The sequence below is a fragment of the Desulfotomaculum defluvii genome (assembly GCF_054657375.1).
On record NZ_BAAHYV010000008.1, the window covers coordinates 282,888 to 309,858 of the forward strand.

Annotated in this window: 27 protein-coding genes, 2 riboswitches and 1 other annotated feature; of the genes, 22 read left to right on the forward strand and 5 right to left on the reverse strand. The window is 42.6% G+C overall.

Features of this window, described 5'->3' with window-relative positions; translation table 11 throughout:
* Positions 1-51: 51 nt before the first annotated feature.
* Genes ACYQ03_RS16750 through ACYQ03_RS16760 form a run of 3 tightly spaced genes read left to right on the forward strand, consistent with a single transcriptional unit; the run spans position 52 to position 1,420 of the window.
* On the forward strand, positions 52-249 hold the full coding sequence (locus tag ACYQ03_RS16750; RefSeq protein WP_459911102.1) for a DUF1858 domain-containing protein: 198 nt from the start codon (positions 52-54) through the stop codon (positions 247-249).
* Between the two features lie 13 nt (positions 250-262).
* Positions 263-745, forward strand: coding sequence for a CopD family protein (locus tag ACYQ03_RS16755; RefSeq protein ID WP_459911103.1), 483 nt, complete (start codon positions 263-265; stop codon positions 743-745).
* A gap of 21 nt (positions 746-766) precedes the next feature.
* Entirely contained in the window at positions 767-1,420 is a 654-nt protein-coding gene (locus ACYQ03_RS16760; RefSeq protein ID WP_459911104.1) for a 4Fe-4S binding protein, read from the forward strand.
* 339 nt (positions 1,421-1,759) lie between these two features.
* On the opposite strand, the gene ACYQ03_RS16765 is transcribed toward ACYQ03_RS16760, so the two are convergent.
* Both ACYQ03_RS16765 and ACYQ03_RS16770 read right to left on the reverse strand, forming a co-directional pair.
* Positions 1,760-3,178, reverse strand: a complete 1,419-nt coding sequence (locus ACYQ03_RS16765) for an aldehyde dehydrogenase family protein (RefSeq protein WP_459911105.1) — start codon at positions 3,176-3,178, stop codon at positions 1,760-1,762.
* A 221-nt stretch (positions 3,179-3,399) separates the two neighbouring features.
* Positions 3,400-3,738: a DUF3870 domain-containing protein gene (locus ACYQ03_RS16770; RefSeq protein ID WP_459911106.1), complete on the reverse strand. Its 339-nt coding sequence runs from the start codon at positions 3,736-3,738 to the stop codon at positions 3,400-3,402.
* Between the two features lie 183 nt (positions 3,739-3,921).
* A riboswitch (molybdenum cofactor riboswitch) is annotated at positions 3,922-4,039 on the reverse strand.
* Between the two features lie 33 nt (positions 4,040-4,072).
* Positions 4,073-4,191: riboswitch (molybdenum cofactor riboswitch) on the reverse strand.
* A 206-nt stretch (positions 4,192-4,397) separates the two neighbouring features.
* Here ACYQ03_RS16770 and ACYQ03_RS16775 point away from each other — a divergent pair.
* The gene (locus ACYQ03_RS16775; protein ID WP_459911107.1) at positions 4,398-6,146 is read left to right on the forward strand and encodes a DUF2339 domain-containing protein; all 1,749 of its coding nucleotides are present in this window, start codon (positions 4,398-4,400) and stop codon (positions 6,144-6,146) included.
* On the forward strand, positions 6,143-7,375 hold the full coding sequence (locus ACYQ03_RS16780) for a hypothetical protein (protein WP_459911108.1): 1,233 nt from the start codon (positions 6,143-6,145) through the stop codon (positions 7,373-7,375). The genes ACYQ03_RS16775 and ACYQ03_RS16780 overlap by 4 nt, the downstream gene beginning before the upstream one ends.
* Positions 7,376-7,405: 30 nt before the next feature.
* On the opposite strand, the gene ACYQ03_RS16785 is transcribed toward ACYQ03_RS16780, so the two are convergent.
* Together ACYQ03_RS16785 and ACYQ03_RS16790 are read right to left on the reverse strand one after the other, a co-directional pair.
* Positions 7,406-8,089, reverse strand: a complete 684-nt coding sequence (locus tag ACYQ03_RS16785; RefSeq protein ID WP_459911109.1) for a Crp/Fnr family transcriptional regulator — start codon at positions 8,087-8,089, stop codon at positions 7,406-7,408.
* 20 nt (positions 8,090-8,109) lie between these two features.
* Positions 8,110-8,862 carry a class I SAM-dependent methyltransferase gene (locus ACYQ03_RS16790; protein WP_459911110.1) on the reverse strand — a complete coding sequence of 251 codons (753 nt, stop codon included), beginning with the start codon at positions 8,860-8,862 and terminating at the stop codon, positions 8,110-8,112.
* A 199-nt stretch (positions 8,863-9,061) separates the two neighbouring features.
* Between ACYQ03_RS16790 and ACYQ03_RS16795 the strand changes: the two genes are divergently transcribed.
* From ACYQ03_RS16795 to ACYQ03_RS16815, 5 genes are all read left to right on the forward strand, one after another.
* On the forward strand, positions 9,062-9,523 hold the full coding sequence (locus tag ACYQ03_RS16795) for a NapC/NirT family cytochrome c (RefSeq protein ID WP_459911111.1): 462 nt from the start codon (positions 9,062-9,064) through the stop codon (positions 9,521-9,523).
* 6 nt (positions 9,524-9,529) lie between these two features.
* Positions 9,530-10,813, forward strand: coding sequence for an ammonia-forming cytochrome c nitrite reductase subunit c552 (locus ACYQ03_RS16800; protein WP_459911112.1), 1,284 nt, complete (start codon positions 9,530-9,532; stop codon positions 10,811-10,813).
* The gene (locus ACYQ03_RS16805; protein WP_459911113.1) at positions 10,813-12,003 is read left to right on the forward strand and encodes a cytochrome c biogenesis ResB family protein; all 1,191 of its coding nucleotides are present in this window, start codon (positions 10,813-10,815) and stop codon (positions 12,001-12,003) included. Before ACYQ03_RS16800 ends, ACYQ03_RS16805 begins: the two co-directional genes overlap by 1 nt.
* Positions 12,000-12,851 (forward strand): c-type cytochrome biogenesis protein CcsB, encoded by an 852-nt coding sequence (gene ccsB, locus ACYQ03_RS16810; protein WP_459911114.1) that lies wholly within the window; start codon positions 12,000-12,002, stop codon positions 12,849-12,851. Before ACYQ03_RS16805 ends, ccsB begins: the two co-directional genes overlap by 4 nt.
* 170 nt (positions 12,852-13,021) lie before the next feature.
* Entirely contained in the window at positions 13,022-14,254 is a 1,233-nt protein-coding gene (locus tag ACYQ03_RS16815; protein ID WP_459911115.1) for a BsuPI-related putative proteinase inhibitor, read from the forward strand.
* 35 nt (positions 14,255-14,289) lie between these two features.
* On the opposite strand, the gene ACYQ03_RS16820 is transcribed toward ACYQ03_RS16815, so the two are convergent.
* The gene (locus ACYQ03_RS16820; protein WP_459911116.1) at positions 14,290-14,514 is read right to left on the reverse strand and encodes an FmdB family zinc ribbon protein; all 225 of its coding nucleotides are present in this window, start codon (positions 14,512-14,514) and stop codon (positions 14,290-14,292) included.
* 206 nt (positions 14,515-14,720) lie between these two features.
* Between ACYQ03_RS16820 and ACYQ03_RS16825 the strand changes: the two genes are divergently transcribed.
* From ACYQ03_RS16825 to ileS, 12 genes are all read left to right on the forward strand, one after another.
* On the forward strand, positions 14,721-16,301 hold the full coding sequence (locus ACYQ03_RS16825) for an MBL fold metallo-hydrolase RNA specificity domain-containing protein (protein WP_459911117.1): 1,581 nt from the start codon (positions 14,721-14,723) through the stop codon (positions 16,299-16,301).
* A gap of 16 nt (positions 16,302-16,317) precedes the next feature.
* Positions 16,318-17,136, forward strand: a complete 819-nt coding sequence (gene pgeF / locus ACYQ03_RS16830) for a peptidoglycan editing factor PgeF (protein ID WP_459911118.1) — start codon at positions 16,318-16,320, stop codon at positions 17,134-17,136.
* A 21-nt stretch (positions 17,137-17,157) separates the two neighbouring features.
* Positions 17,158-17,868: a winged helix-turn-helix domain-containing protein gene (locus tag ACYQ03_RS16835; protein WP_459911119.1), complete on the forward strand. Its 711-nt coding sequence runs from the start codon at positions 17,158-17,160 to the stop codon at positions 17,866-17,868.
* Complete coding sequence (pnpS, locus tag ACYQ03_RS16840) at positions 17,862-19,217, forward strand: two-component system histidine kinase PnpS (RefSeq protein ID WP_459911120.1); 1,356 nt, start codon at positions 17,862-17,864, stop codon at positions 19,215-19,217. Before ACYQ03_RS16835 ends, pnpS begins: the two co-directional genes overlap by 7 nt.
* 132 nt (positions 19,218-19,349) lie before the next feature.
* Positions 19,350-20,327, forward strand: a complete 978-nt coding sequence (locus ACYQ03_RS16845) for a biotin/lipoyl attachment domain-containing protein (protein WP_459911121.1) — start codon at positions 19,350-19,352, stop codon at positions 20,325-20,327.
* 17 nt (positions 20,328-20,344) lie between these two features.
* Positions 20,345-21,022: a YggS family pyridoxal phosphate-dependent enzyme gene (locus ACYQ03_RS16850; RefSeq protein WP_459911122.1), complete on the forward strand. Its 678-nt coding sequence runs from the start codon at positions 20,345-20,347 to the stop codon at positions 21,020-21,022.
* 13 nt (positions 21,023-21,035) lie between these two features.
* On the forward strand, positions 21,036-21,473 hold the full coding sequence (locus ACYQ03_RS16855; protein ID WP_459911123.1) for a cell division protein SepF: 438 nt from the start codon (positions 21,036-21,038) through the stop codon (positions 21,471-21,473).
* A 26-nt stretch (positions 21,474-21,499) separates the two neighbouring features.
* A complete protein-coding gene (locus tag ACYQ03_RS16860; protein WP_459911124.1) occupies positions 21,500-21,754 on the forward strand; it encodes a YggT family protein in 255 nt (84 codons plus the stop codon).
* Positions 21,755-22,546, forward strand: coding sequence for a YlmH family RNA-binding protein (locus tag ACYQ03_RS16865; protein ID WP_459911125.1), 792 nt, complete (start codon positions 21,755-21,757; stop codon positions 22,544-22,546).
* Between the two features lie 46 nt (positions 22,547-22,592).
* A complete protein-coding gene (locus ACYQ03_RS16870) occupies positions 22,593-23,132 on the forward strand; it encodes a DivIVA domain-containing protein (RefSeq protein ID WP_459911126.1) in 540 nt (179 codons plus the stop codon).
* A gap of 191 nt (positions 23,133-23,323) precedes the next feature.
* The gene (locus ACYQ03_RS16875) at positions 23,324-23,611 is read left to right on the forward strand and encodes a DUF167 domain-containing protein (protein WP_459911127.1); all 288 of its coding nucleotides are present in this window, start codon (positions 23,324-23,326) and stop codon (positions 23,609-23,611) included.
* Between the two features lie 122 nt (positions 23,612-23,733).
* Positions 23,734-23,963, forward strand: a binding site (T-box leader).
* A gap of 55 nt (positions 23,964-24,018) precedes the next feature.
* Complete coding sequence (ileS, locus tag ACYQ03_RS16880) at positions 24,019-26,820, forward strand: isoleucine--tRNA ligase (RefSeq protein ID WP_459911128.1); 2,802 nt, start codon at positions 24,019-24,021, stop codon at positions 26,818-26,820.
* The last annotated feature ends 151 nt before the right edge of the window (positions 26,821-26,971 follow it).

Below are 26,971 nucleotides of genomic sequence, written 5' to 3' on the forward strand. Positions count from 1 at the left end.
ATATTCATTCACAAATTGAGCAAACTATAAATAGTTAAGGAGGAGTCATTAATGTCTAAAATTACGAGCGATATGACAATGGGATATATTGTAAAGGAATTTCCCCAAACTGTAGAAGTATTTCAAAGATATGGCATGGGCTGCCTGAGCTGCCCCACTGCCCAATTAGAATCCCTAGAAAAGGGTGCTATGCTGCATGGCCTGGATGTACAGGCACTGCTTGAGGAACTTAATAAAGCTGTAAAATAAGGGGCCAAATATAATGTTAACCTTGACTCAATTAGCCAGATTCTTTCATGATCTGGCTTTTACAACATGGATTGGCAGCATGATCTTTATGATGCTAGTACTTACACCTGCAGTGGGAGGGAAGGGAATACCTCCACAGTTTTTGCGTTTGATGGGAATTGAAAGGTTTAAAAATTGGGCCTGGGTCAGTATTGGCATATTAGCAATAACGGGTACCTATCGCATATACGGACGCTTTTATCAGTTTGACTTGTTTGTCATGACCAGCTATGGTAAACTGATGCTTCTTAAAATTAGTCTGTACTTGCTCATGGTATTGTTGACAGCCATTGTTAGTTTAAACTATGCTAAACGCATTCCGGCCGAGGCACCCCAAAGGCCCGGTGAACAGCCAACCCCAGGCTTTTCTAGAATGCAGAATCGGTTTATTTGGTTCTCTGCTGCAAACTTATTTTTAGGCATTTGCATTTTGTTTATTATGGCGATTATTCGCTAAGGAGAGGATAGGAGGTTGAGCTTGCAACATAAAGTAAACAATGGTGGTCAGGCTAACTTTGAAATGTACGAAATCACTAGGTGTCGCAACTGTCCCCATGCGGTTATCGATCTGGACCGCATGGAGTCTGTTTATAAAGAATTCTTTCAACAAATTGACTTTACCAATCAACAGTTGACCCGTCTGGGTAGTTTCAAAGCTATGCAACATCATATTTTTCGTGTAGCCCTGGCAGGTTGCCCGAACTCCTGCTGCAGACCACAAATAAAAGACTTTGCCCTGCAAGGACAGGCAGTGCCAGTGGTTGGAGAGGGCTGTGTAGACTGTGGATTATGTGTGACTGTGTGCCCTGATCAAGCTATCGTCCTAAAAGAACAAGGCCCCTACATTGATCGCTCACAATGTCTAAATTGTGGCAAGTGTGCCAAAAGTTGTCCCAATGGAGCTATAACTATTGGCAGTAAAGGCTATAGGGTCATTAGAGGTGGTAAACTTGGTCGCAGACCGCGGCTGGCGAAAGAAGTATGTTCCTTAACTGATGAGCAAGGAGCGGTGCAGTGGCTTAAACAAACAATTGAACTAATGAATAGAGAAGGTAAACCTGGGGAAAGGCTTGGTACTTTATTGGAAAGAATAGAAAAAAATGACGAGAAACTCTCGACACAAGTCGAATAGTGTCGTATAATCATTTTTGTGCAAAAGCATACCCCGCTTTTTTATTTTACTCGGCCCTGCCGAGTCTTTTTATTTTCCTTTGAAATACTTGCAAGAATCGAAACTGGTGCAATACACGCGTGCTATCGTTATCCCCAGAGGGACTTTGTCGGAGCGCCGATAATAACTCTTGACAAGTGCAGGGTGAAATCGGGGGCGCATTTTCATCAGTGGTTTGTGATTGAAGATCGTGTGCGGTTAGCAACAAAAAGAAAACCTGCGGAATTACCGCAGGTTTGCCTATGATAGGCCCAATACATGGAGTTCAATTATGAAAGTTTAGGGTTGATTCCCTAAAGGTTATTTATTAATAACGATAATCTTTTCTTCTGTCATCTCTTCAATGACATAACGAGGACCTTCTTTACCTATGCCACTCTGTTTCCAACCCCCATAGGGCATCAAATCTGCCCGGAAAGTAGAAGGATCGTTGATAATTACGCCACCTGCTTCTAGTTCTTCAGCAGCACGGATAGCTAAATCAAGGGAATTGGTGAAAATAGCAGCTTGAAGTCCATAATTGGAATTATTGGCAAGGGCGATAGCGTCGTCTATGTTGTCATAGCGCACTATATTAAAGACTGGCGCAAACAACTCATTGCAGCTACATTTCATTTTAGGTTGAACCTTAGTTAAGATTGTAGGTGCTAAGAAGGGCCCGTTCCGATGACCACCCACCAGTATTTCGGCACCTTCTGCCACTGCTTCTTGAATCCATTGTTCTGCCCGAATAGCTTCCTTTTCGCTGATCATGGGGCCAATGTCGGTGGTAGGGTCCAGAGGGTTACCCATTTTTAGAGTTTTTGTTAGAGCCACAGCCTTGGCACAAAACTCCTCATAAGCATCACTGTGTACATATACTCTTTGTACAGAGATGCAAAGCTGACCAGCATTGGCGAAGGCAGATCTAGTTAAGGATTCTGCTGCCCGAGAAATATCAGCATCCTTATGAACAATGGTGGGAGCGTTTGAACCTAATTCTAGTGAAACCTTTCTGAAGCCCACAGAATTTTTTAAATTCATACCCACAGCAGCACTACCAGTAAAGCTGTAATAGGCAATTCTTTCATCCTTAGCCAAAGCCTCACCTACCACAGAACCAGGTCCCATAACCATATTTAGATGCCCAGCAGGCAATCCCGCTTCAACAAATATTTCACACAGTTTTGCCCCAATGATGGGAGTTGCACTGGCTGGTTTGTAAACAACGGTATTGCCGGCAGCAATGGCCGGTCCAATTTTATGGCAGGTTAGGTTTGCTGGTACGTTAAAGGGGGTAATGGCACAAACTACCCCAACGGGGACTCTCATGGTCCAAGCAGTACGGTTTTCATTCCCCGGGGAACCAGCAATGGGAACAATTTCTCCTTGAACTCTTTTACTTTCCTCTGCTGAAACCAGAAGGGTTTGTGCTGCCCGTGCCACTTCTCCCTTTGCTTCTTGCAAAGTTTTGCCAACTTCCAGGGCTATTGTAAGGCCTAAATCCTCTTGACGCTCCATAAGTAATTCGCTGGCACGTTTCAGAATTTCATACCGACGGTAAGGAGCAAGTTTCTCCTTTTTATAAGCTGTATAGGCTGCAGTAACAGCTTGATCAATCTCATCAGGACCAGCAACGCATATTTCAGCTATGGCCTCACCAGTGGCTTTATTTAAAACTAGTTCTTTTTGATTAGTTTTTACCCATTCTCCATTAATAAATAAACCAATTTGATTCATTTTTTATCCCTCCAAAAATTAATTCTGCTGTTTCGAACTAGGTCTCCGGATATTTTTGTGTAAAATAACACCTCCTGTAGGGTTGTCCGGTTGGAGGAAAACCCAACCTCTAAAAACCCATAAAGTTCTTAGATGTTAGGCTCTTGCCGTTTTACAGACAAAAAGGAAGTGATAGACTTTTTGTCCGGAACGGTAAAACTAACTTTAATTTACCTATAAAGTTATAAGGTAACTTTCTTTTTGAAATTTTTATATTTGTTGTTTGCATCTTTTAAAGCGGCTATCAATGATTTTTTAGGTAATGCTTGATAGTACAAATCTATGTCTCGGATAATTTCTTCTAATCCTAGGATGAAGTTATGACCAATCAAAAGTTTTCGTACAAACTGTCTTCCTAATTCGGTTACAAGGGTACAGGATGCCTCCACAATCTGATCTGTTGCAATGTTTATGACAACTTCAACGGCGAAAACTTCAGTTTGCTTACCTACAGTGGAGCGTTCCGATGTTCTAGCATTACCAGTAACATAAACACAATTATCAAAACAACTTATTTCCATATGTTTAGCTTAGCCTCGCTCCATAAAAATATATTGTTATTACCTGAAATTAGATAGTTACAGGCAATTTTTATTAAAAAGAACCCCAATAGTTATGGGGGAACAGGCGCGAACCTGTATGAAAATAATTAAAGGGTTGGTTAGTACCCCTTAATAAGCAGCACTAACCAACCCTTTAAAATAAAGGCAGGTAAATGCTCTCCTTTCCAAAGGGGAGGCTAACCCGTTTCCAGATTAACCCTATCGTACAAAACACCGTAGTAAAAACCTTAGGCATTATGTATCGGAGAACAAAGAAAATAAATAAAACCGCATCAAGTGCGGTTTTAGGCATAACAAATATACCTTACCACCTTTCCGCACGGGAGGCACACCCGTTTCCAGGTGAACCCTATCGGCTAAGAGACCATAACCTTCGTCGTAGGATAACTTAGCTCGGAGGTAAATTATTAATTACATTAAATTTATTTTATGTAAGTTATTCTTTACAAAAACAAATAATCCTTCATGAGGGAGCAAAAAAATTAAAATAATTAGTATTACTACTGGATAGAATGCTCACAGCCAGGGTATAAAGCTAACTAGTCTAAGTAATTTAAAGGAATTTTCCTATAGTGCTGCGAATTTTATCAGTTAAAGAAGTATAGAGGTGGTGAAGTATGACAGAGGATAAACAGCTACTGGAAAAGATAGAGGTATTAACAGTCGAAGTGGATCGATTAAAGGCACGGGTGGCTATACTGGAAGAAAGTTCCAATAAACCAAAACAAGCTATGGGCCAAAGACCTGTGACCACTCTGTCAGATAACCATCTGAAAAACAGGATCAATGTTACCTCCCAGAAGATGAAAACCAGCCTAGTTAAGGAAAGCTTAGAGAGCCTAATTGGAGGAAAGCTATTGAACCGGGTGGGGGTAATCATTTTACTCTTCGGATTGGCTTATTTTCTTAAATATTCCTTTGACAATCAGTGGATTGGTGAACTGGGCAGAATGGTTATTGGTTACTTGACTGGTGTGGTTTTTTTGGTCAGTGGGGACATCCTAATGAGACGAAATTATCGCTATTTTTCCCAGGGTTTTACTGGTGGCGGTATTGGCATAGTCTACTTAACTACCTTTGCCGCAGCAAATTATTATCACCTAATTGGTTCCGGAACTGCCTTTGCATTATTGATTTTAACTACCATGGCTGGTGGTATACTTTCGGTCAGACAGCAAGCCTTGGGGGTTGCGGTGCTGTCCACAATGGCAGGTTTTTTAGCACCCTTTTTAATCGGCAGTGAAGAAGCTAACCCGGCAGCCCTATTAGGGTATATAACGGTGCTAGATTTAGCTATTCTCTACCTCGCCTTTCACAAGCAGTGGCGTATTCTTAATCAATTAGCTTTTGTGGGTACTGTACTGGTTTATGCTCTAAGCCAGGGGCTGAGCAATACTACTGACATCTGGTTAAATCAATGTTATTTAACTTTATACTTTATAATATTTGGCACCTTGGTTTTCTTATACAATGTGCGCCACCAAAGACCGACAGGTTCTCGAGACGTTTTGTTGTTAGTTCTCAATGCGGCTTTCTTTTTTTCAGCCAGTGCTGGGAATTTAGATGGACGGTATCGGGACTGGCTTGGTTTCTTTGCCATCACCTTGGCTTTACTTTATCTCATGGTAGCTTTGGGCCTTAAAAGGAGGAAAAAAGGAGATGATCTACTCTTCCTTTCACTGCTGGGTACGGGATTAGCCTTTGTCACCATTGCCATCCCTTTGCAACTGGAGGATCAATGGATCACTGAACTGGCTTGGCTGGTAGAAGCTTTGGTTTTAATCTATGGTGGTTTAAAGGTGAAAAACCTTTGGGTTCGTAGGGCAGGTCTTGCCTTACTGGTACTTGTAGCCCTGATAGTCCACATGGATGATTATCCCTATTTTGGGGTAGTTCAGTTACCGTTACCCCTGGTTAATAATTACTCTTTGGCGGCCAACCTGTCCATTCTAGGTTTCTTTTTTGTGGCCCATCTATTCTATCATGATCAAGATATTCCTGAACCGGAATGTAAATTAGTGTGGCCCGCAGCGGTGTTAGGTACTATTTTGGCAGTGAAACAGATAACCTGGGAGGTCGAGAATGCCCTTGCCTACTTTAGGCTGGACTACTCTTTGGCTTTTTCGATTTCCTTAGCTTGGGTTGCCTTTGCCCTTTTCTTGCTGGCATTAGGATTAATCCGGGATCTCAAAGGATTTCGCTATATGTCCCTGATCCTTTTTGGCCTTACCACTTGTAAAGTTATATTTTTCGATTTGAGCGGCTTGGACATGATTTTTCGCATCCTTATCCTCATCATTGTGGGAAGTATCTTGGTTGGGGTTTCTTTCATTTACCAACGTCGGGATAAAGGGGAACGAGTATGAGAAAAAGTTTATTACTAATTATAACTTTGTTATTTTGGGCTGTACCTGCCTATGCCGACTTTCAAGAAACAAATTGGCAATTTAATAAAACCGTCAAGGCTGATAAGGAAGGAATGCATGCCATACAGCTGGATTCTGACATATTGGCTCACACTAAAAATGATTTAGATGATCTAAGAATTACCAATGACCGGGGTCAAGAACTACCTTACCAGCTTTTACTGCCCACTTCTGAAATTTGCTATAGCCAAGGTAGTACCGGTGGGGTTAACTCTGATGCCGGAATTTTAAATAATGTGACGAAAGAAAATCAGTACTCCAGCATAACCTTTGACCTACACAAGCCCACCCTAAATAATATGATTTGGTTATCTGTGGATACAGATCAGGACTTCCTACGGGAAGTTAAAGTTGAAGGGAGTAGTGATAATAAGAATTGGCAACTGATACATAAAGATAAAATTTTTTCAGTGGCAAAAGATTTGCTGGATACAAAAATAGTGTACCCCCAGGTGGATTATCGACTGATCCGGGTTACTATTGATGCCGAGGGGCAAAAAACCTTGGCCATTACTGAAGCAAAAATCGGCTACACTCCAGTAGAGGAGAAAGACTTTTCTCCTTTGCCAGGTAAAATAAGTAAAATTGAACAGTATGAAAAGGAAACAATAGTGACCATCGATTTAGGAGTGAAGGGTTATTTTGTTGATCATCTAAATCTGGAGATTGCTGGGAGAAACTATGAACGAGACGTCGAAGTCTTTCACAGTTACGATGGGGATACATGGTTTGACTTGTCAGCTGGTCGAATTTATCATTATCAATGGTCGGATTACAATGCTATAGAGGGGGACCTGCCCATTAAACAAGCCTGTGGTAGATATATCAGGATGTTTATTCATAATCAAGATAGCCCTCCGTTAGAGATAAAGGACATAACTCAGTGGGGAGAGATACCTAAGATTTTGGTAGACCTTCCTGTAGGAGTAAGCCACCTCTGGTACGGCAACGTAGAGAGCAAGGCACCTCAGTACGATCTGAAGAAATTTTCCAATTTAGTAAATCAAAAGGATTTACCTTTATTAAAACCCAGTGACCAAGAGATTAATCAAAGTTTTGTACCAGTTGAAAAACCTTGGACAGAGAGAAATGGCTGGCTGCTAAATGGAGCCATTGCTGTGGCAGCAGTTGTTTTGGGTTTTGTTCTAATTCGAAATATGAAAAGCTAAACTAAAGCACCGTGCTCAGGCACGGTGCTCTTAACGTAATAAATCCTCTAACTTATTCTTATTTAACACTACAATCTGCTGCCGCTCCACATCAATGGCTCCGGCCCGCTTAAAGCTGTTTAACATCCGGTTAATAGTTTCCCGAGAACTACCGGTTAAGCTGGCCAGTTCCTGGTTTGTCAGGTTCATGTTGATGAGGGTACCGTACTCCTTTGTAATACCGTTTTCCTGGGACATTTTCAATAAGGTAAAGGCCAAGCGCCGGGCAGTATCATGTAGGGCTAAATTCATTACCTTTTCCTGGGCAGTTCGCAGGCGGCGGGACATGATGCGCAGCATACTGATAGCCATATTTGGGTTCTGGCTAATAAGTCTCTCAATATCTTTATTTCGCAGCACACCAACAACGCAATCCTCCTGGCATTCAGAAGTAGCCGGGTAATTGCCCCCTTCAAAAAGGACCACTTCTGCAAAGACCTCACCTGGGTTGACAAAATGTAAGATATGCTCACGGCCGTCTTCCAGCCTTTTGGTCAACTTTATAAGTCCCGATTTTAATACATAAAGTGCTTCACCTGGTTCACCCTCCATAAAAATGATGCGTCCCTTTTGGTAACTTCTTTCCAATAGAAGGTTGGATATTTCCAGTAATTGTTGCTCAGATAAGTCGAAGAAGAGAGGTACCCTTTGTAAATATTTTAAAGTAGTTTCCATCACAAAACTCCTATCAATGATTATAACTTAAAGGATCTTCTGCGGAAGGTTTGAATAACTGTAGCTTGACTATCCCAACCGTGGGGTTTGTGATTAAAGCCGCCAAACACTTGGGTATCTTCAAAGCCAACGGCTTGTAAAAGTTTTTCCAGATTCGAACGGGTTAAAGGACGTAAAGGTATCTGGTTTGAAACTAAACTACGTTGGCTGCCGTCGGGCTCGTTTTTTATGAGAGTTGTTTTAAAATCAATGATTGCATCAGAACGAAAATCGTATTGCCGGGTAAAAATGATGTTTGCTTTGTTGTTAACAATATCAGGAAGCTGCGTAATATTACCCTTGAGGATTCGATCATAGTTTACGGTTTGAATAATTAGTGTCCCCCCGTGGTAGAGCTTTTCTTTCATTTGAGTCAGAGCTGTAGTCAGATCTTTATCGGTTAAGAGATGGGGCAAGGAATTGCCGATGCAGATCACTGCATCAAACTTACCTTCTATATCTTCTAGGTTTCTCATATCACCGGTCACAAAGTTAACATCTAAACCTAATTTTCTGGCCTTTTCCCGGGCCAATCGAATCATTTCTTGTTCATAGTCTAGACCAACAACCGAAAGACCCCATTTTGCAAACTCCAAAGAATAGTTTCCCGATCCACAGGCCAGATCCAATACCCTACTTACACCCAAATCATCAAACACCTGCTTGAGGAAATCAAGTTGACCTTGACCCGTCGGAAAAATGAAGTCGTAATATTGACTCAATTCTTTGTACATATCAGCACCTCATAACAAACTTTATTTTTTTAATAGTTTGCCCTGCATAATTTTATATCATTGTAATGGAGTAAGAAAAATATAGCAATATTTTATAAATCAGCATTTCACTTGAGGTTCAAAGTATAAATAAGCAAAATCATGGAAAGTCTAAAGCAAGTTTCAAATAGAGGAATTACTTTACAAAGGAATTGGTTGCATGAAAAGGGTGTTGCAAATATTGCTGGTGCTGGCAGTGTTAGGCCTAGGAAGTATACTGGCAATTAAAATTCCATTTATTTCAAAACAATTGGATGGGCCTAAATTTTGTGGCAGTTGCCACATAATGGACCCCTGGGTTGATACCTATATGGCCTCTGAGCATAGTGAACACGCCACATGTGGGGATTGCCATATTCCACATAGTTTCATTCCCGGAGCCTTTTACAAAGCCTTTACAGGGACAAGGGATGGTGTATATATGATCCTTGGTCGAATACCGGACAGGATTGAAATAAGTGGTCACGGTTCCAATGTGGTAAATGATAACTGCCTCCGTTGTCACGCCAAAGTAATGGAGGTCGTTGGATATCCCAAGAATGACCGTGGTAAGGACTGTTACGACTGCCATCAAAACATACCACACAGCCGATACTGGTATCTACAGAAGGAGAGTGAATAATTAGCCATGAGGAACAAAAAATTGATCATAGCATTGTCTGTGGTGGTGGCGGCAATGGTTCTTGGGGCAGTATATACCGCATTTACCATAAATAATAGAACCTTAAGTGAAGCAGCCAAAAAGATTAACCCCAAGGAAATACAAGATAATTACGAAGCCAGTGAAGTGTGGGGTAAGTACTACCCAAGGCACTGGGAAAGCTTTAATGAAGGTGGTAAAACTGAAACTAAGACTAAATATGGCGGTAACAATAGAACCGATAAATTGGAAATCCAACCATACTTAAGGGTTCTTTATGCCGGTACTGGTTACGGAGAAGAGTTTTATGAACCCAGAAGTCACTTCTATGCGGTACAGGATATAGGAGCCATTAACCCCAAGCGAACTAAGACTGGTGGGGCCTGTTTAACCTGCAAGGCCACTGAAGTGCCTAGGTTGATCAATACCTATGGAGATGATTTTTATAGCAAACCCTTTAGTGAAATGTACAAGCTGGTGAAACATCCCATTGGTTGCTCTGATTGCCATGATCCGAAAACCAATGATTTACGAATCAGTCGGCCAGCTCTCATAGAAGCCTTTGAGCGTCAGGGTAAAGATATTACCAAAGCTAGCAGGCAGGAAATGCGCTCTCTAGTATGTGCCCAGTGTCATGTAACCTACTACTTCCAGAAGGATACCAAGAAGACTACCTTCCCCTGGGATAATGGTCTAAAGGCAGATGAAGTACTGGCCTACTATGAAAAAATAAATTTTACAGAATGGATCCATCCGGAGTCTCAGACGCCCATGTTAAAGGCTAGGCACCCTGATTATGAATTATTTCAGGGCAGTGTGCATGAGTCTGCGGGTGTGGCCTGTGCAGATTGCCACATGCCTTACATAGTCCAGGAAGATACCAAAATTTCTTCCCACTGGTTTACCAGTCCGGTACACACAATGGAGAAAAGCTGTACCCAGTGTCACAGGGAGGGCACAGAGCAACTAAAGAATATGGTTTATAAGATTCAGGACCAACACCACGAGATTTTGGACATCGCTGGTAATACTAATGTTAAGGCGGTTAATGCCATCAAAGAGGCAGCGGCTGCACCGGGTGTTGATGAGAAATTACTTGAGGAAGCAAGGCAGTTACATCGTCAGTCCCAGTGGATGTGGGATTGGGTTGCCACAGCCAATGGCATGGGTTTCCATAACCGCCAGGAAGCAGCAATGTTTCTGAGTAAGTCCATCGATTTGGCTCATCAAGCCATTCAAACAGCCGAAAAAGCACGGGGGTCTGCCGAATAATGATTAAAATATCTTCATCCATTATAGGGACATGGGGTTTTTTGACCTCCATGTCCCTAGGATTAATTCTTTTGTGTTTGTTAATTGCCCTTTCTATATTGGGAACCTTTCAGTCGGGGATCTTTGTTTCACCCTGGTTTCTAGGGTTAAGCGCCCTATTAACTCTAAATATGCTGGGATGTATGGCAAAGCGTATTAAAGGGCTGATAAAAAGAGAGCAAGGCGTTGTCAAGGTATTAACTAAGCAGGGTCAGCATAGAATTGTAACTTTGGAAAATTGCCCACCTCAAAAAGCAATCCAGGAGGCAACAAAAGAATTGCGTCGACTGGGATTTCGAATTCGAACCTCTAAGGTTAAGCAAGATCAATTACTGCTAACCGGTAAAAAGAAAACCTGGTCCAATTTGGCTTCTCCTCTGTTGCACTTGGCCATGATTTTCATCATCGCAGGCAGTGTCGTAGGTGCAATTTGGGGTCATGAGCAATATGTAGAAGTTACTGCTCCGGGGAGGGCAGAGCTAAGTCAGCAGGGTTTTCCCTTTGATATTCAGGTTAAAAAGTTTTCTATTGAACAGTATGAGGATGGGACACCCAAACAATATACTTCTTTAATTGAAGTTTTGTTAGCCAACGAAAAAAAACTGGAAAAAGCTGTTTCAGTAAACCATCCACTTAATTATCAAGGTGTCAAGATCTACCAGACATCCTACGGCTATCAATTGCAGGGTGCCGTAAGGGATGAGAAACATACCTTTAATTTTAATATCGAAGAAGGGGAACGAATTTTATTAGGGGGTCCTGCCCAGTTGGAATTGGAGGTTCGCTGGCCTAGATATGTTGTTTACAGCAATGGAATGCCCTTTTCCATGGGTATAGCAGAATTGGAAGTGCCAATCGATTTAATGGATAACCAAGTGGTCTTCACAAACCGTACCCCCTATACTGGTTTACAGATAAAGAAGGACCCAGGTTTACCCCTCATATGGTTGGGTTTTATCCTGTTCCTAATGGCATTACCCGTATGTCTTTATGTTAAGCCTAATCAAATTTGGCTGCTCCTAGGCCCAAGCACCTCAGGTACAGAGCTTCGATTGGCCGCCCAGCACCGAATATGGGGAAAGAAACAAGAAGAACAGCTATTAGAAAAACTAAGTGGGATTTCCCAGGAGGAGTGTTCTCTTCACACATGATACCAATAACTGAACAACTTACCTTTGATGCAACCCTTTGTCTTTATGCCCTAGGGGCCATGCTATTTTTGATTTATGCTGTAACCGAAAAATTGCCACTGGTTAAATGGGCCATCCTAACTGTGGGGATAGGTTTTCTAGCCCATACAGCAGGCCTGATCATACGAACTATAACCGTTCAACGGTTACCCTTTGTCAATATGTACGAGTTTGTTATCTTTTTTGCCTGGGGTGTTATTTTAGCCTACCTAGTCACCCAGCAAAAACATCCGGTACCTTTACTGGGTACGGTGGTTGTGCCAGTGGCGGTGCTGTTATTGGCAGCTGCTAGCATAATGAATGGCGCAGTGAGACCCCTGATGCCTGCTTTACAAAGTTATTGGTTACACTCCCACGTGGCTACGGCAGTGCTGGCCTATGGTGCCTTTGGGGTATCCTTTGGGATTGGTGTACTTTATTTAATCAGAGATACCCAGCCACTATCCCTTGGTTCCAGTGGGCCTGGCAATACAGCCTTAGCCCAGGGGGTCTCCCTACTACCAAACACAGAAACATTAGATAAACTACTGTACCGGGTGATTGCCTTTGGTTTTGTCTTCCTAACCCTGGTATTGATCACTGGAGCAGTATGGGCCGAACAGGCCTGGGGTACCTGGTGGAGTTGGGACCCTAAGGAAACCTGGGCACTGATCACCTGGCTGGTCTATGCCCTATTCTTGCATGGGCGTTTTACTAGAGGTTGGCAGGGAAGACGTACTGCCTGGCTTGCCATCTTTGGCTTTGTTGCAGTGATTTTTACCCTGTTTGGTGTTACCTGGCTGATGCCTGGGATGCATAGCTATAGTTAGTCTAATGCGTACGATTGTGCGACAGCGGGGACGGTTCTCCCTGTCGCAAAAATCATAAAGTCACAAACTTAAAATGCGACAGAGAGAACCGTCCCCGCTGTCGCATTCACACTTTCCTTTATTGCGGCATAGAATGTGCTAAAGACTTTTGTCGAAAGGAAGGGACAGTGATGGCAGTATATATTGTGCAACCAGGGGATACTTTCTCAAGAATAGCCCAGCAATATGGCATTTCAATCTCGGAACTTCAACAATTAAATCCTCAGGTTTCAAACATTAATCTGATTAATGTGGGACAACAATTAACGGTTCCCAATGGAGAAGAAGACATCATCAGTAACGAGAATCAAGAAGAAGCAGCTGAACTATCCAATCAGTTTGACAATCAAATTGAATCCCAATTAGCCACTCAGTACAGCACCACCATTAATACCGTCTTAAGGGTGCAAGGTATTAGTGGTGCCCAATATACTAGCAGACTAGTGAATGGTTTGCTGTATATTTTAGTGATTGGTGATGGTGATTTCGCCCGGGGGGAACGGATTCCCATTACTCTATACAAAATCAATGTAACCAACCGTCCCATTACTTTACGATATTCCACCGGCCAACGGTTTGATCTGATTGTCCGCAGGGCTGCCGACCTTGTTGAGGTTTGGCGTTACTCCCGAGGCAGATTTTTTACTCAACAATCCGGTACTGTAACAATTCGTCCAAATCAATATGCTATCTACCGTTATACTTGGGATCAAATTAATAATTTAGGTAACCAGGTTGCAGCGGGTAATTTTATTCTAGATGCTATTAATGTTGCCCAAGGTTTCAGAAATCAGTCCATAAGAGGAAGATTTAGAATTCGCGCTGGAGTTACACCGACACCACAACCCACAAGACCACCTGGTCCCGGTGCCTGTACTGGTGAAAACCTGCTAACTAATAGCAGTTTTGAAAGCTGGCGTACAGCTACTCAGCCAGCTGGCTGGAGTGCCAGTAATGTTCGTCGTTCTAACATTGCCTTTAGTGGTCGATACTCAGTAGAGATGGGTAATGACCCCAGTGAACGATCGACACTCTCTCAAACCTTTCCTATCACGGCTGGTAGTAATAACCGGATAAGTTTCCGGGTCGCTGAAGATGTCGAGGGTTCCCGCGTTGGTAACTTCCAATTTGGCATTCAAGCACTTTTCCGTGACAGGTCCGGTAGGGTGGTTGGTGTAGCTCCTCAAGGACCTTTTTCACCAGCTATTATTGAAGATGAACGCTTCGAATTATTTACCTTTACCACAGGGGATGTTCCCGGTACAGCGGTAAATGCAGAACTGGTATTCACCTTTACTCCCCGCCCTACCAACAGAAGCCGTATCCGTATTGATATGGCTGAAGTACGCTGCTTAAGTCTATAAAGAAAAATCCCCGGGGGAATTTTCATCCCCGGGGATTAGCTTCTACAGCCATCGCAATTACTGGAAGTACAACCACGGCAACTGTCACCACGGCTACCCGCTAGTGCGCCAGGATTGTTTAGAGTAAAACCAGACATTACCCTTATAGGGTTATCAGCTTTACAAGAAGGACAGGCAATGTTTTCTCCGTTTTCACCTAGGGAGCAGAGTTTCTGAAACCGATGGTCACAGTGTTTACAACGAAATTCATATATAGGCATAGTGAACACCTCCGTGTTAAACATCAATAGTATGACCATACTTAGAGTAAAAGTATCTTACAGATTTGTCAAGTTAGCTATTAGCCCTTTACTATTGGCCAAAAGCTAAGGACCAAAAGCTAAGGGCAAATAGCTAAAAAAATGAAGGTTTTCGTAATATTTTCAAGAAATAAGTAGTAGAGTTTAGAACGGGGGAGGTTATATAAATGTATATTCAGTTTTTGGGAGCAGCCCAAACCGTTACAGGTTCTTGCTTCTTAGTAGATACAGGTTCTACCCGTCTATTGGTTGATTGTGGTTTGTTTCAAGGCTCCAAGGAAATAAAAGAGCGCAACTACCGTAATTTTCCTCTGGCACCTTCTAGCGTTGACTTTATTTTATTGACTCATTCCCATATTGATCATAGTGGTCTGATTCCTAAATTTATCAAGCACGGCTTCAAAGGGAAAGTTATTGCCACCTCAGCCACTGTAGATTTATGTGAAATATTACTACCTGACTGTGGGCACATCCAAGAGATGGAGGTTGAACGAAAGAACCGTAAGTACCGTCGACAGGGACGGAAAACCATAGAACCTATTTATACCGCCGAAGATGGTGCCCGGGCGTTAAATTATTTTGAAAGGATTCAATACAATGAGGTGATTCCTATTAGTCCGGATATTCGGGTTTGTTTTAGAGATGCCGGACATATCTTAGGTTCTTCTATTATTGAAATGTGGGTAAAGGAGAATAACAAAGAAACTAAGATCGTCTTTTCCGGGGATATTGGTAATACAAACCAACCCTTTATTAAAGACCCTTCTTTTATTGCTGAGGCAGATTATGTCATTATGGAATCCACCTACGGCAACCGAGTGCATGAAGATATCGATAACAAATTGGAGCTCCTGCAAAAAGCCATTATTGATACCCATAAAAGGGGTGGCAAGTTAATTATCCCTGCCTTTGCCGCTGGGCGAACCCAGGATATTCTGTACAGTATCAATCAATTGCGTATAAAAAATGCCATTCCAGATATGCCACTTTATATAGATAGTCCTATGGCCATCCGGGCTACGGAAATTTTCCGTAATAATACGCAAATTTATGACCAGGAAACCAAGGAATTAATTGCCCTAGGACACAACCCTTTGGAAATGTCTAACATCAAGACCACCCTGTCTATGGAAGAATCAAGGCAACTAAATTTTTACAATGGCCGGGCCATCATTATTTCCGCCAGTGGCATGTGTGATGCCGGGCGAATTAAACACCACCTACGACATAATCTCTGGCGTTCAGAATGTATGGTTTTATTTGTGGGTTATCAGGCAGAGGGAACCCTAGGGCGTCGTATTCTCTCTGGTGAAAAAACAGTCCGGATTCACGGGGAGGAAGTTGCCGTCAAGGCGGAAATTCGCCATATCGATGGCTATTCTGCCCATGCCGACCAACCAGCCTTATTGAATTGGGTAAAACAGTTCTCCAAAGACTTAAAAAAGGTATTTGTGGTGCATGGTGAAACCACTGCTGCGGCTGAATTGACAAGATTAATTAGTACATCAGGGATTTCGGCACAAGTACCGGGTTGGTTAGAAAAAATCGACTTGACACCCGATCTGCCAAAACAAGTTGTGCCAGAAATTTTTGTTGATACCTGGCATAGCATTAATGAAAAGATGTCCAGAATTATGCAGGGAAATCTGTCTCCTACCCAGTATTCCGTGCTGTTACGCCAATTGGCCCAGTTTGAGGCCCAGATAAATGAGGTTGTACAGGAGGATGTTAACGAGAATATTAGCTAAGGAGCGGTTGAGTTAAATGCAGGGAATAACCGTTGACAAAAAGGATAATTGTCAGTTTATCCGGTTCAATGCTTTTGCTAAGGAAAATCGAATTGTCCATGGTTTTACTACAAGATTGGGGGGCGTTAGTGAGCGACCCTATCAAGAATTAAACATGGCCTTTCATGTGGGTGATAATCCAGAGCATGTTAGGACCAACCGTAAAATAGCTTGCCAAGCATTGGGAATTAACCATAAAGATCTTGTTGCAGCTGTTCAGGTACATGGCAAACGGGTCAAAGTAGTTGGTACAGAACACCGTGGACTGGGGGCCATTGATTATGAAACAGCCTTACCGGACACAGATGCTTTGATTACTAATGTACCCGGTGTGCCTCTTTCCAGCTATTATGCTGATTGTGTACCGCTACTTTTTTATGATCCAGTGAAAATATGCGTGGGGTTAGCTCATGCAGGTTGGCGCGGGACGGTACAGCGAATTGCCGCTGAAACAGTGCGGCAGATGATGAAGGCCTTTGGCTGTAGCTCCAGGGATATTCTGGTAGGAATTGGGCCAGCCATTGGTCCCTGCTGTTATCAAGTGGATAAACCAGTTCAACAAATGGTAGCCAGCCAGTTTAAAGAATGGCCAAAGCTGCTTACACCTGTAGGTGACAACCACTGGCAACTGGACTTGTGGGAAACCAACCGCAGTGCTTTATTGGAGGCGGGAATTGAACAGGAAAATATTACTACAGCCGGGCTGTGTACTGTTTGTCATAATGATATGTTTTTTTCTCATCGTGCAGAAAAAGGAAAAACTGGTCGGATGGCATCATTGATTATGATAAAGTAATCGAAAGAAAGGGGATAAGTAATGCCCAAGGTTCTTGTGGTGGATGATGAACAACCCATCCGTGAGTTAATTAAGTATAATCTTGAACGGGAAGGATTTGAAGTAATTCTAGCTGCTGATGGGGATGCGGCCTTGGTAATGGCCCAAAGAGAACTTCCAGATATTATATTATTGGATGTCATGCTGCCAGGTCAGGATGGTCTAGCTGTCTGCCGCACTTTAAATCAGCAAAGCACCACCCGTGTTATCCCCATCATTATGCTCAGTGCCCGGGGTGAGGAATTAGATAAAGTCTTGGGCTTGGAAATGGGAGCAGATGATTATATTACCAAGCCCTTTAGCCCACGGGAGCTGTTGGCCCGCATTAAGGCGCGCCTAAGGAGGCACACTGTAGAAAATAAGGCATCAGATGATGCGGGTAAAATTACGGTGGACAAGCTAACCATTGACCAAGAGCGGTTTATTGTATCATACAATGGCATAAAACAAGATCTTACGCCTAAGGAATTTGAGCTATTAAGGTATATGGCTAAAAACCCTGGCAAGGTATTTACAAGGGATTTCTTATTGGAGCAAATTTGGGGTTATGATTTCGGCGGTGACTCTAGAACGGTAGACGTTCATATTCGTCATATCCGACAAAAATTGGAGCAAATACCTAATGCACCTCAATTTATTGAGACTGTTAGGGGAGTCGGCTATCGTTTCAAGGAGGTAGTAGAAGGGTGTTAAAGGGGATTAGGCAGCGAACCTTAGCAAGTTATGCCTGCCTTTTTTTTATCTATCTTCTGCTTACTTTACTTTTTTCCTTTGGCATGGTCAATTTTCTTACCGTTCTGCTAGGAGCCTTTTGGATTACAGTTTTCATGGCTTGGTTGACGCTAAGACGGTTAATTAAGCCAGTTGAACAGATTACCTCTGCAGCCCAGGAAATGGCTGGGGGTTTTTTGGATACTGAGATCCGGGTAGAAGGTGAAGAGGAAATAGATGATCTGGCCTGGAGTATTAACTACATGGCCCGGCAACTTAGAAAAAATTTAAACGTAATTACCGAAGAAAGAAACCGTGCCCAAGCTATTTTAAACAGTATGGCGGACGGGGTCATTGCCCTAGATAAGCATGGTCATGTAATTTTGATCAACCCCGTGGTAGAGGGTATATTTAACATCAAAGCATCAAATTGGCTAGGGTATAAACTTATAAAAGTTATTCGTAATCACGAATTAGAAGAGCTTTTTAGAAAGGCGCTGCATGAGATGCAGCCGGTTGCCAATAGTGAACTACAGGTCTTAACACCAAAGCCTAAGTTGTTTCGTATCCATGTTACGCCCCTAAAGGGAAATAATGATGAGAAGATTGGGGTAGTTGGTCTTCTAACCGACGTAACGGAGAGACGGAAGTTGGAAAGTATGAGGACTGATTTTGCAGCAAATGTTTCCCATGAATTGAGAACACCCCTCACATCCATTAATGGTTTTGTGGAAACCCTATTGGATGGAGCCATTGAGGAACCAACAATTGCCCGAAAATTTTTGGAGATTATCAGTGCCGAAGGGAAACGCTTAGCAAATCTTATCGATGATCTATTAAAGCTGTCCCGTTTAGAAGATCGGAGCACTAAGCTAAGTAAACAACCTGTTGATTTGGCTGAGCTAATCAGGAATATGATGACGATGTTTGAAGGACGAGCCAAAGAAAAAAATATTACATTAACGACGGAGATACAGGATCATTTGCCCACCGTACCCGGAGATCAGGGGTTCCTATCGCAGGTCATGATTAATCTACTTGATAATGCCATAAAATATACCCTTCCCGGTGGAAAGGTTTATACTTCAATTACCTTTAACAAAGAAGAAGTGAAAGTGGCAGTGTCTGATACTGGTATAGGTATTCCAGAAGAAAATTTACCTCGGGTATTTGAGCGCTTTTACCGTGTTGACAAGGCCAGAAGTAGAGAGATGGGGGGTACAGGTCTAGGGTTGTCAATTTGTAAGCACATTGTTGAGACCCATGGTGGGAAAATTTACGCAAAAAGCAACTCCAAAGGTAGTACCTTTATTTTTACCTTGCCCTTGTAGGCACAGATATTTGCAGTAGAATAAGGAGAGTTAATCAATTGAAAATAGGAAAAAACGCCCTAATGGGTGTTTTTTTTACAAAGGAATTCTTTGCTACCCCGTCGAAAAGTTTTAACTGGCATATTTAGGCAGGTGATACTTTTGACCCCAAAAAATGCTAGCAAGTCAAAAAAAAGAGGTTCTAGAAAAAAGCTAGTGATAAAGGTGATATTTCTTTGTTTAGGTTTACTTCTATTGTTTTGGTTTTTGTTAGGTCTTAAGGGCTTTATATATAGAAGTTTTGCACGCATTGAAGCCCTAGAGCCTGGGCAACTTACAGGAAAAATTTTAGCAGAAGCCGTATTGATTAAGCATGAATACCTTATCCATGCTCCTCTAAAGGGAGTAATGAAGTATTCTATTTCAGATGGTCAAAGGGCAAAAGGGGGTACTACCCTTGGTATATTGGAAGCACCTAGTATGGATACTATCTCGGGATTAAAACAGTATGCCGTAAATGCTCCCCATGGTGGTATGTTTTGTAGACATATTGATGGACTGGAAACTATTTTAGTTCCTGGCAATTTAGATGTTGTTGAAATACCACCTTTGGATAAAATAAATACTGGCACTGATTCACCAGTAGGTGGAAATGTTGAAAAAGGTGCCCCTGTAGCCAAAGTGATTGATAATTTGGCACCAATATTTTTAGCCGGTGAACTTCAAACTGAGAATTTTAAACAGCTGCAACAGCTTAAGGACAAAGAACTAAAACTACAATGGGAAAATCAACTGGTTTCAGCAAAGGTAGATAAATTGTTAAACGAAGCAGAAAAGAAAGGTTTCATCTTGGTCTTAAAAAATTATCCAGATGAAATCCTACATCACCGAAAAATCAACTTTGAAATTATCACAGGGGAGACCGAGGGTTTACTTATACAGGAAGAAGCACTGGTAAGTAGGGATAACAAAGAAGGTTTGTATATTATTTGGAAGGGCCTTGTCCGCTGGGTGCCTGTGAATATAAATGGTCGTTTAGATGGACAAGCAGCAATTGAAGGTACGGATATACAGCCTGGTATATCCTATGTAGTCAATCCAAGGTTTGTCCGGGAGGGGGACAAACTTTAGAAAAGGCGGGAAAGACATTGAGTATCGCTAATAATCTTTCAGTTATAAAAGAAGAAATTATTGCAAGTGCGCTAAAGGTTGGGAGAGATCCCGCAGAGATTTCATTAATTGCAGTGACAAAGAATGTCTCTGCGGCCAAAGCAAAGGAATGTGTTGCTGCAGGGGTTCTTAATTTAGGAGAAAACAGAGTCCAGGAATTACAGAATAAGTTTCCAGAAGTACACGGGGCCCGTTGGCATTTAATCGGTCACCTGCAAACCAACAAAGTAAAATATATAATGGGTCAGGTTGCACTGGTACACTCATTGGATAGCTGGACGTTGGCTGAAGAGATTGACAAAAAATCATTGGCAGCGGGTATTGTAACACCAGTATTGGTACAGGTCAATGTGGCCGGGGAGGAAACAAAGTTTGGTCTAGCACCCCGAGAGGTGCGCGATTTTGTTTCAGATGCGGCAGCCCTATCCGGTGTTGTAATCCAAGGATTAATGACCATTGCACCTTTTGTGGATAATCCCGAGGAAGTTAGGCCAGTATTCAGACAGTTAAAAGAGCTTGCCAATGGTTTGCGGGATATTCCGGGAGTAAGTATGGAGCATTTGTCTATGGGTATGACCAATGACTATAAGGTAGCCATTGAAGAAGGGGCGACTCTGGTAAGAATAGGAACGGCTATTTTTGGCAGTAGGTACTAAAGGAGGGAATTGGATGGCTATAGGTATGTTTGATAAAATTCTGGGTTTTATCGGATTTGATGAAACGGAAGAACAACCAGAAGAAAGGGTGGCCGAAGATAAGAAAGAAAACCTGCAGCAGGTAAAAAGGAAAAACGCGCCTGTTGTTAGTATTCACTCAGGTCGTCAACTTAGAGTGGTTGTTTGTGCACCGGCATCCTTTGATGAGGCACACCAGATAGCGGAAAACCTAAAAAACCGGAGAGCCGTTGTGGTAAATTTAGAAAAGGCTGGTGTTGACCAGGCGAGGCGTATAGTGGATTTCATTAGCGGAGCAACCTTTGCCTTAAATGGTGACATGCAGAAGGTTGGGCAAAATATTTTTCTCTTTGTACCCAGTAATATTGATATAGCTAATGAGACAAGAAAAGAAACCAAAGAAAAAAGTATTTTTGCCTGGGCCAAATCATAAAAAGTTAAAAGATGACGGGGTGAACCATGTACAGTTTATTATCTTTTCTCGAGGTAGCTTTTTGGGTTTATGAGATGATGTTGTTAGCAAGAATTTTATTATCCTGGTTTCCACACAATCCACATAACTCAATAATCCGATTCCTTTACGAAACAACTGACCCATATCTAAATATTTTTAGACGAGTGATACCGCCCCTTGGGATGATTGATATATCTCCGATTGTAGCTTTCTTAGTACTAAGAATGATTCAATCCTTTATTTTTAACTTGGTAAGATAAATGAGGCTGGATCGCAAGTCCCTTGTGGGTCATGTAACTAGTTCTGATGAAAGGGCTATATTGACAAAGGTTTTAGACACAGTGGAAACTGTATTAAAAAATCATACTCCTCAGTTAACCCATTTTTATGACCCGTATCATACGGGTCTCATCATTTCATTGCTGGAAAGAATGCAAGACTTAGATTTTGCCACCTATGGTGGCTACGAAATAGCAGAAAGAGCCCGTACGGCCATTTTCCCAGACTATTTGGATGGTACAGACATCGATTATGAAATTACCATCTTGGAAGTAGAAGGTAATTTTAAAATGGTGAAGGTTAATCACCGGGATTTTTTAGGTTCATTATTAGGATTAGGCCTAAAACGTGAAATGGTTGGGGATTTAATTATTACCCCTAAGGGCTGTCAGGTGATGGTAGCTCAGGAAGTTGCTCCCTACCTAATGACAAATTTGACCAAAGTTCATAAAGTTGGGGTGGAAGTTAGGGAAATTGGCCCCATGGAGTTAGTATTACCGGAATTAAAAGTGAAAGAAATCAAAACAACTGTTGCCTCCCTCCGTTTAGATGCTGTGGCCGCAGCTGGTTTTGGCACCTCCAGAAGCCGCATTGCTAGGGAAATACAAGCGGAAAGACTAAACTTAAATTGGCATACTTGTTCAAATCTGGCTGCCCCGGTCCAAAGTGGAGATATGCTATCTATACGAGGGCGGGGGAGAGTAGAAATATCTGAGATTAAAGGAAACACCAAAAGTGGTCGAATAGGTATAGTATTAAAACGTTATTTATAGCTTGGGACAAGCTCCCAAGGTAAAATAGCAGCGGGGGTGTTTCAAAATGAGTTACTTGACGCCAGTGGAGATTCAGGCAAAGGAGTTTGCCAAAGTCCTAAGGGGCTATGACACCAAACAAGTAGATGCATGGATGCAAAAAATAAAAGACAACTATGAAAAAATGTATATAGAAAATCAGGAGTTAAAAGAGCAATTAAGCCAGAGTCAAGAAAGCATTGTCCATTACCGGGATTTAGAGGATGCTTTACAGCGCACCTTAGTGATGGCTCAAAAAAGTGCTGCAGATATGAAGAATAATGCTGAACAGGAATCTAGAATTCTACTAGAGCAGGCCAAACTTTCGGCCCAAACCATTACTCAGAAGGCTGAGGACGAGGCTGATTGTATGGTGAAGGATGCATCTCGTAAAGCCGAGGAGATGCTAAAAATGGCTGAAGCAAGGGTTGAAGCCATTTTGGTAGAATATCGTCATCTGGAGAAACAAGCCAATGTTTTTAGGGCAAAATTTAAAGCCCTGTTAGAATCCCAGATGGAGCTCGTTGAGGGGAAAATACAGGCAGTGGATGAGGGGAGCACGGCATAATATAGCTATTAGCCATTAGCTAAAAGCAAAAAAGCCCACAGCCATGGGTAAATGAGCTGACGGCTAATTTTAGTTTTAAACAAAATGTCACTTACGGTATCGTTGAATTGTCGGGACATTTTTCAGATAGCTAAAGGCTCAAAAGTAAAGTCTAAAGGCTCAAAGCTAATGGCTAATTGGGGGTGGACCGGATGATAGACATTAAAGAGGATCAAAATGGGGTTGTGGTAAAGGTACGGGTTCAGCCAAGGGCTTCTAAAAACAGCCTGGCTGGTGAGATGGAGGGAGCCTTAAAAGTTCGTCTGACTGCACCTCCAGTGGATGGGGCTGCCAATGAAGCTTGCTGTAAGTTTTTGGCGGGGGTTTTTGGAATAGCTAAATCTAACATTGAAATTATCTCAGGTCATACTGGTCGAAATAAATTGGTCCGGGTACGGGGAGTCAGTGAAGCAATGGTACGTTCTGTACTTAGCTGTTAGCCATTAGCTATTAGCCTTTAGTCGTAGACTAAGGCTAACAGCTAACAGCTAGTGCGACAATTATTTGCAAATGTTGACCTTCTGCTTGCTTTTGGTTATAATAATTCTGTTTATGAATATTTACAGAACCTTTGAATGGGATAGTAGATGGTTGGTAACTGTACAGAGAGTCCGGTACTTGGTGGAATCCGGATCAGCACCATCCTTTGAAGATCACCCGGGAGGTGCCCTGCTGAAACCTGAAAACAGGGAGTAGGTTAGGCCGGTTGCGTTGCCGTTATCAATGTATCGAGTGTTCAGGCTTAGCCTGTTCATGAGGGTGGTACCGCGGGTAAAATAGCTCGTCCCTTTTGGGACGGGCTTTTATTTTTTCTTAATTAAATGCAAAGGTCAGGAGTGAAATACAGGTGGATTATGGCAAAACTCTAAATTTACCTCAAACAGGTTTCCCTATGCGTGGAAACTTACCCCAGAGGGAACCGGAAACTCAAAAGTACTGGGAGGAGATTGACCTCTACAACAAAGTACAGGAAAAAAACAAAGGTAAAACCAAGTTCATTCTGCATGATGGCCCCCCTTATGCCAATGGGCATATTCACTTAGGACATACTTTAAACAAAGTGTTAAAGGATATGATTGTCAAATACCGTTCCATGAGCGGCTATGATGCCCCCTACGTACCAGGTTGGGATACACACGGTCTGCCCATTGAGCAACAAGCTATTAAACAATTGGGTCTTAACCGCCACCAAGTAAACCCAGTAGAGTTTCGAGCCAAATGTAAAGATTATGCTTTAAAGTGGGCTAACACACAAAGTGAAGAATTCCAACGTCTAGGGGTCAGGGGTGATTGGAAAAACCCTTATTATACCCTGATACCTAAATACGAAGCTACCCAGGTTCGTGTCTTTGGTGAGATGGCTAAAAGAGGTTATATCTACAAGGGCCTAAAGCCAGTATACTGGTGTGCCAGCTGTGAAACTGCTCTAGCTGAGGCAGAAGTAGAATATGCAGATAAAACTTCTCCGTCTATCTATGTAAAATTCCCTGTAAAGGATGGAAAGGGTGTTTTACCCCAAGATGCAGCGGTGGTAATCTGGACCACCACTCCCTGGACCTTACCGGCTAACGTAGCCATCAGTGTGCATCCAGAATTTGAATATGTACTGGCTTCTTTGAAGGGACAGAAAGTTGTTGTAGCCAAAGAATTACTAGAAGCCTTCAAACAAGCTGTGGAAGCTGAAGAGATTGAAGTTTTGGCCACCTATCAAGGGGAACAACTGGAGCGGATTATTTGTCAGCACCCCTTTATTGAAGATAGAGAGTCTCTGGTTATTTTAGGGGAACACGTAACACTGGAAGCAGGAACTGGGGCGGTACACACAGCACCAGGACATGGTGAAGAAGACTTCCAGGTTGGTAAAAAGTACGGACTGCCTGTATTGGCTCCTGTTAACAACCGTGGTAAATTTACCGCCGAGGGTGGTAAGTTTCAGGGTCAGTTTATTATGGATGCCAACAAGTCCATCGTCGAAGAATTAAAAGAACGGGATGCTTTAATGGGCCACGTTAATATTAAACACCAGTACCCCCACTGTTGGCGCTGTAAGCAACCTATTTTCTACCGGGCCACTGAGCAGTGGTTTGCATCGGTGGATGGTTTCCGTCAAGAAGCACTTGAGGCCATCCGCAATGTAAAATGGGTACCTTCCTGGGGTGAAGATCGTATTTACAATATGGTAGAGGGTCGTGGCGACTGGTGTGTTTCCCGTCAGAGGACCTGGGGTGTGCCCATCCCCATTTTTTACTGCAATGATTGTGGTAAAGAAATCATCACTGAGGAAACCATTACCCACATTGAAAGTCTATTTAGAGCACATGGTGCCGATATCTGGTTTGCCAAGGAAGCCAATGAATTGGTGCCAGTTGGTCTGACCTGTCCTCACTGTGGCAAGGGCAAGGATTTCAGCAAAGAAATGGATACCATGGATGTTTGGTTTGATTCTGGTTCAAGTCACCTGGCCGTGCTAGATCAACCTGAAATTTGGCCGGAGCTACAGCGTCCTGCGGACCTTTATCTGGAAGGCAGTGACCAGCATCGGGGTTGGTTTAACTCCTCTTTGTCAACATCTGTGGCGGTGACAGGAAAACCCCCCTATAAAGCTGTATTAACCCACGGCTTTACCGTGGATGAAAAGGGACGCAAGATGTCTAAATCTCTAGGTAATGTAGTGGATCCCTTAAAAATCTGCAGTCAGATGGGTGCAGATATCCTGCGGCTATGGGTATCCTCCGCCGACTACCGAGCTGATTTAGCCTTGTCCCAGAATATTTTAAAGCAGATGACCGAGTCATACCGTAAGATTAGAAATACTGCCCGTTTCCTACTGGGTAATATTTACGACTTTGATCCTGCTAAGGATAAGGTAGCCTATGAGAAATTGCCTGAGTTAGATCGTGTGGCCCTAATGGAACTACACAAGTTAATTAAGCAGGTGTTGGCTGCCTATGAAAATTATGAGTTTCACGTTGTTTACCATGCCATACACAATTATTGCGTTGTGGACCTCAGTGCTTTCTATTTGGATATTATCAAGGATCGTCTTTATACCGCCGTGCCGGGTTCCCTAGAGCGTCGAGCAGCCCAGACTGTTCTTTACGAGGCATTGGATGCTTTAGTACGCCTGTTGACTCCGGTACTGGCCTTTACCACCGAGGAAATTTACAAATACATGCCTGTGGTGGGAGAACGTGCTGTTAGTGTGCAACTGCTAGATATGCCCGAAGTGAATGTGGAGTATTTGGATATTGAGTTGGAGAAGAAATGGGATAAAATCCATGAAATTCGCAAAGAGGTATTAAAGGCTTTGGAAGTAGCCCGTCAGAATAAAGTTATTGGTAATGCATTGGAAGCCCAATTAGACCTTTATATGGCAGGAGAAGTGGCAGAAGTTCTTAAACCAATGGCCACTGAGTTAACTACGTTATTTATTGTTTCCAAAGTAAATCTGCACCCATTTACTGATGCCCCAGCAAATGCAGCAAAAGCAGAAGAAATGGAACTAGCTGTCCAGGTGACTGACGCCCCAGGTGCCAAGTGTGAGCGCTGTTGGATGTACCATGAAGAAGTGGGCAGCATCGCCGAACACTCCACCCTTTGCCCCCGTTGTGCTGAGGTGGTAAAAAGTACAGTGGCCAGTGAATTATAATTTGCCATCAACCCTCAGCCGTTAGCCTTCAGCTTTTTGCATTTTTTGCTTAAGAGTTATTTTGGTTCTGGCTGTGCGCCATGTGCCAAATATCCAATGTGCAAAAAGGCCCAAGGCTCATGTCTTATAGCTAAGGATTAAAAAAGGAGTG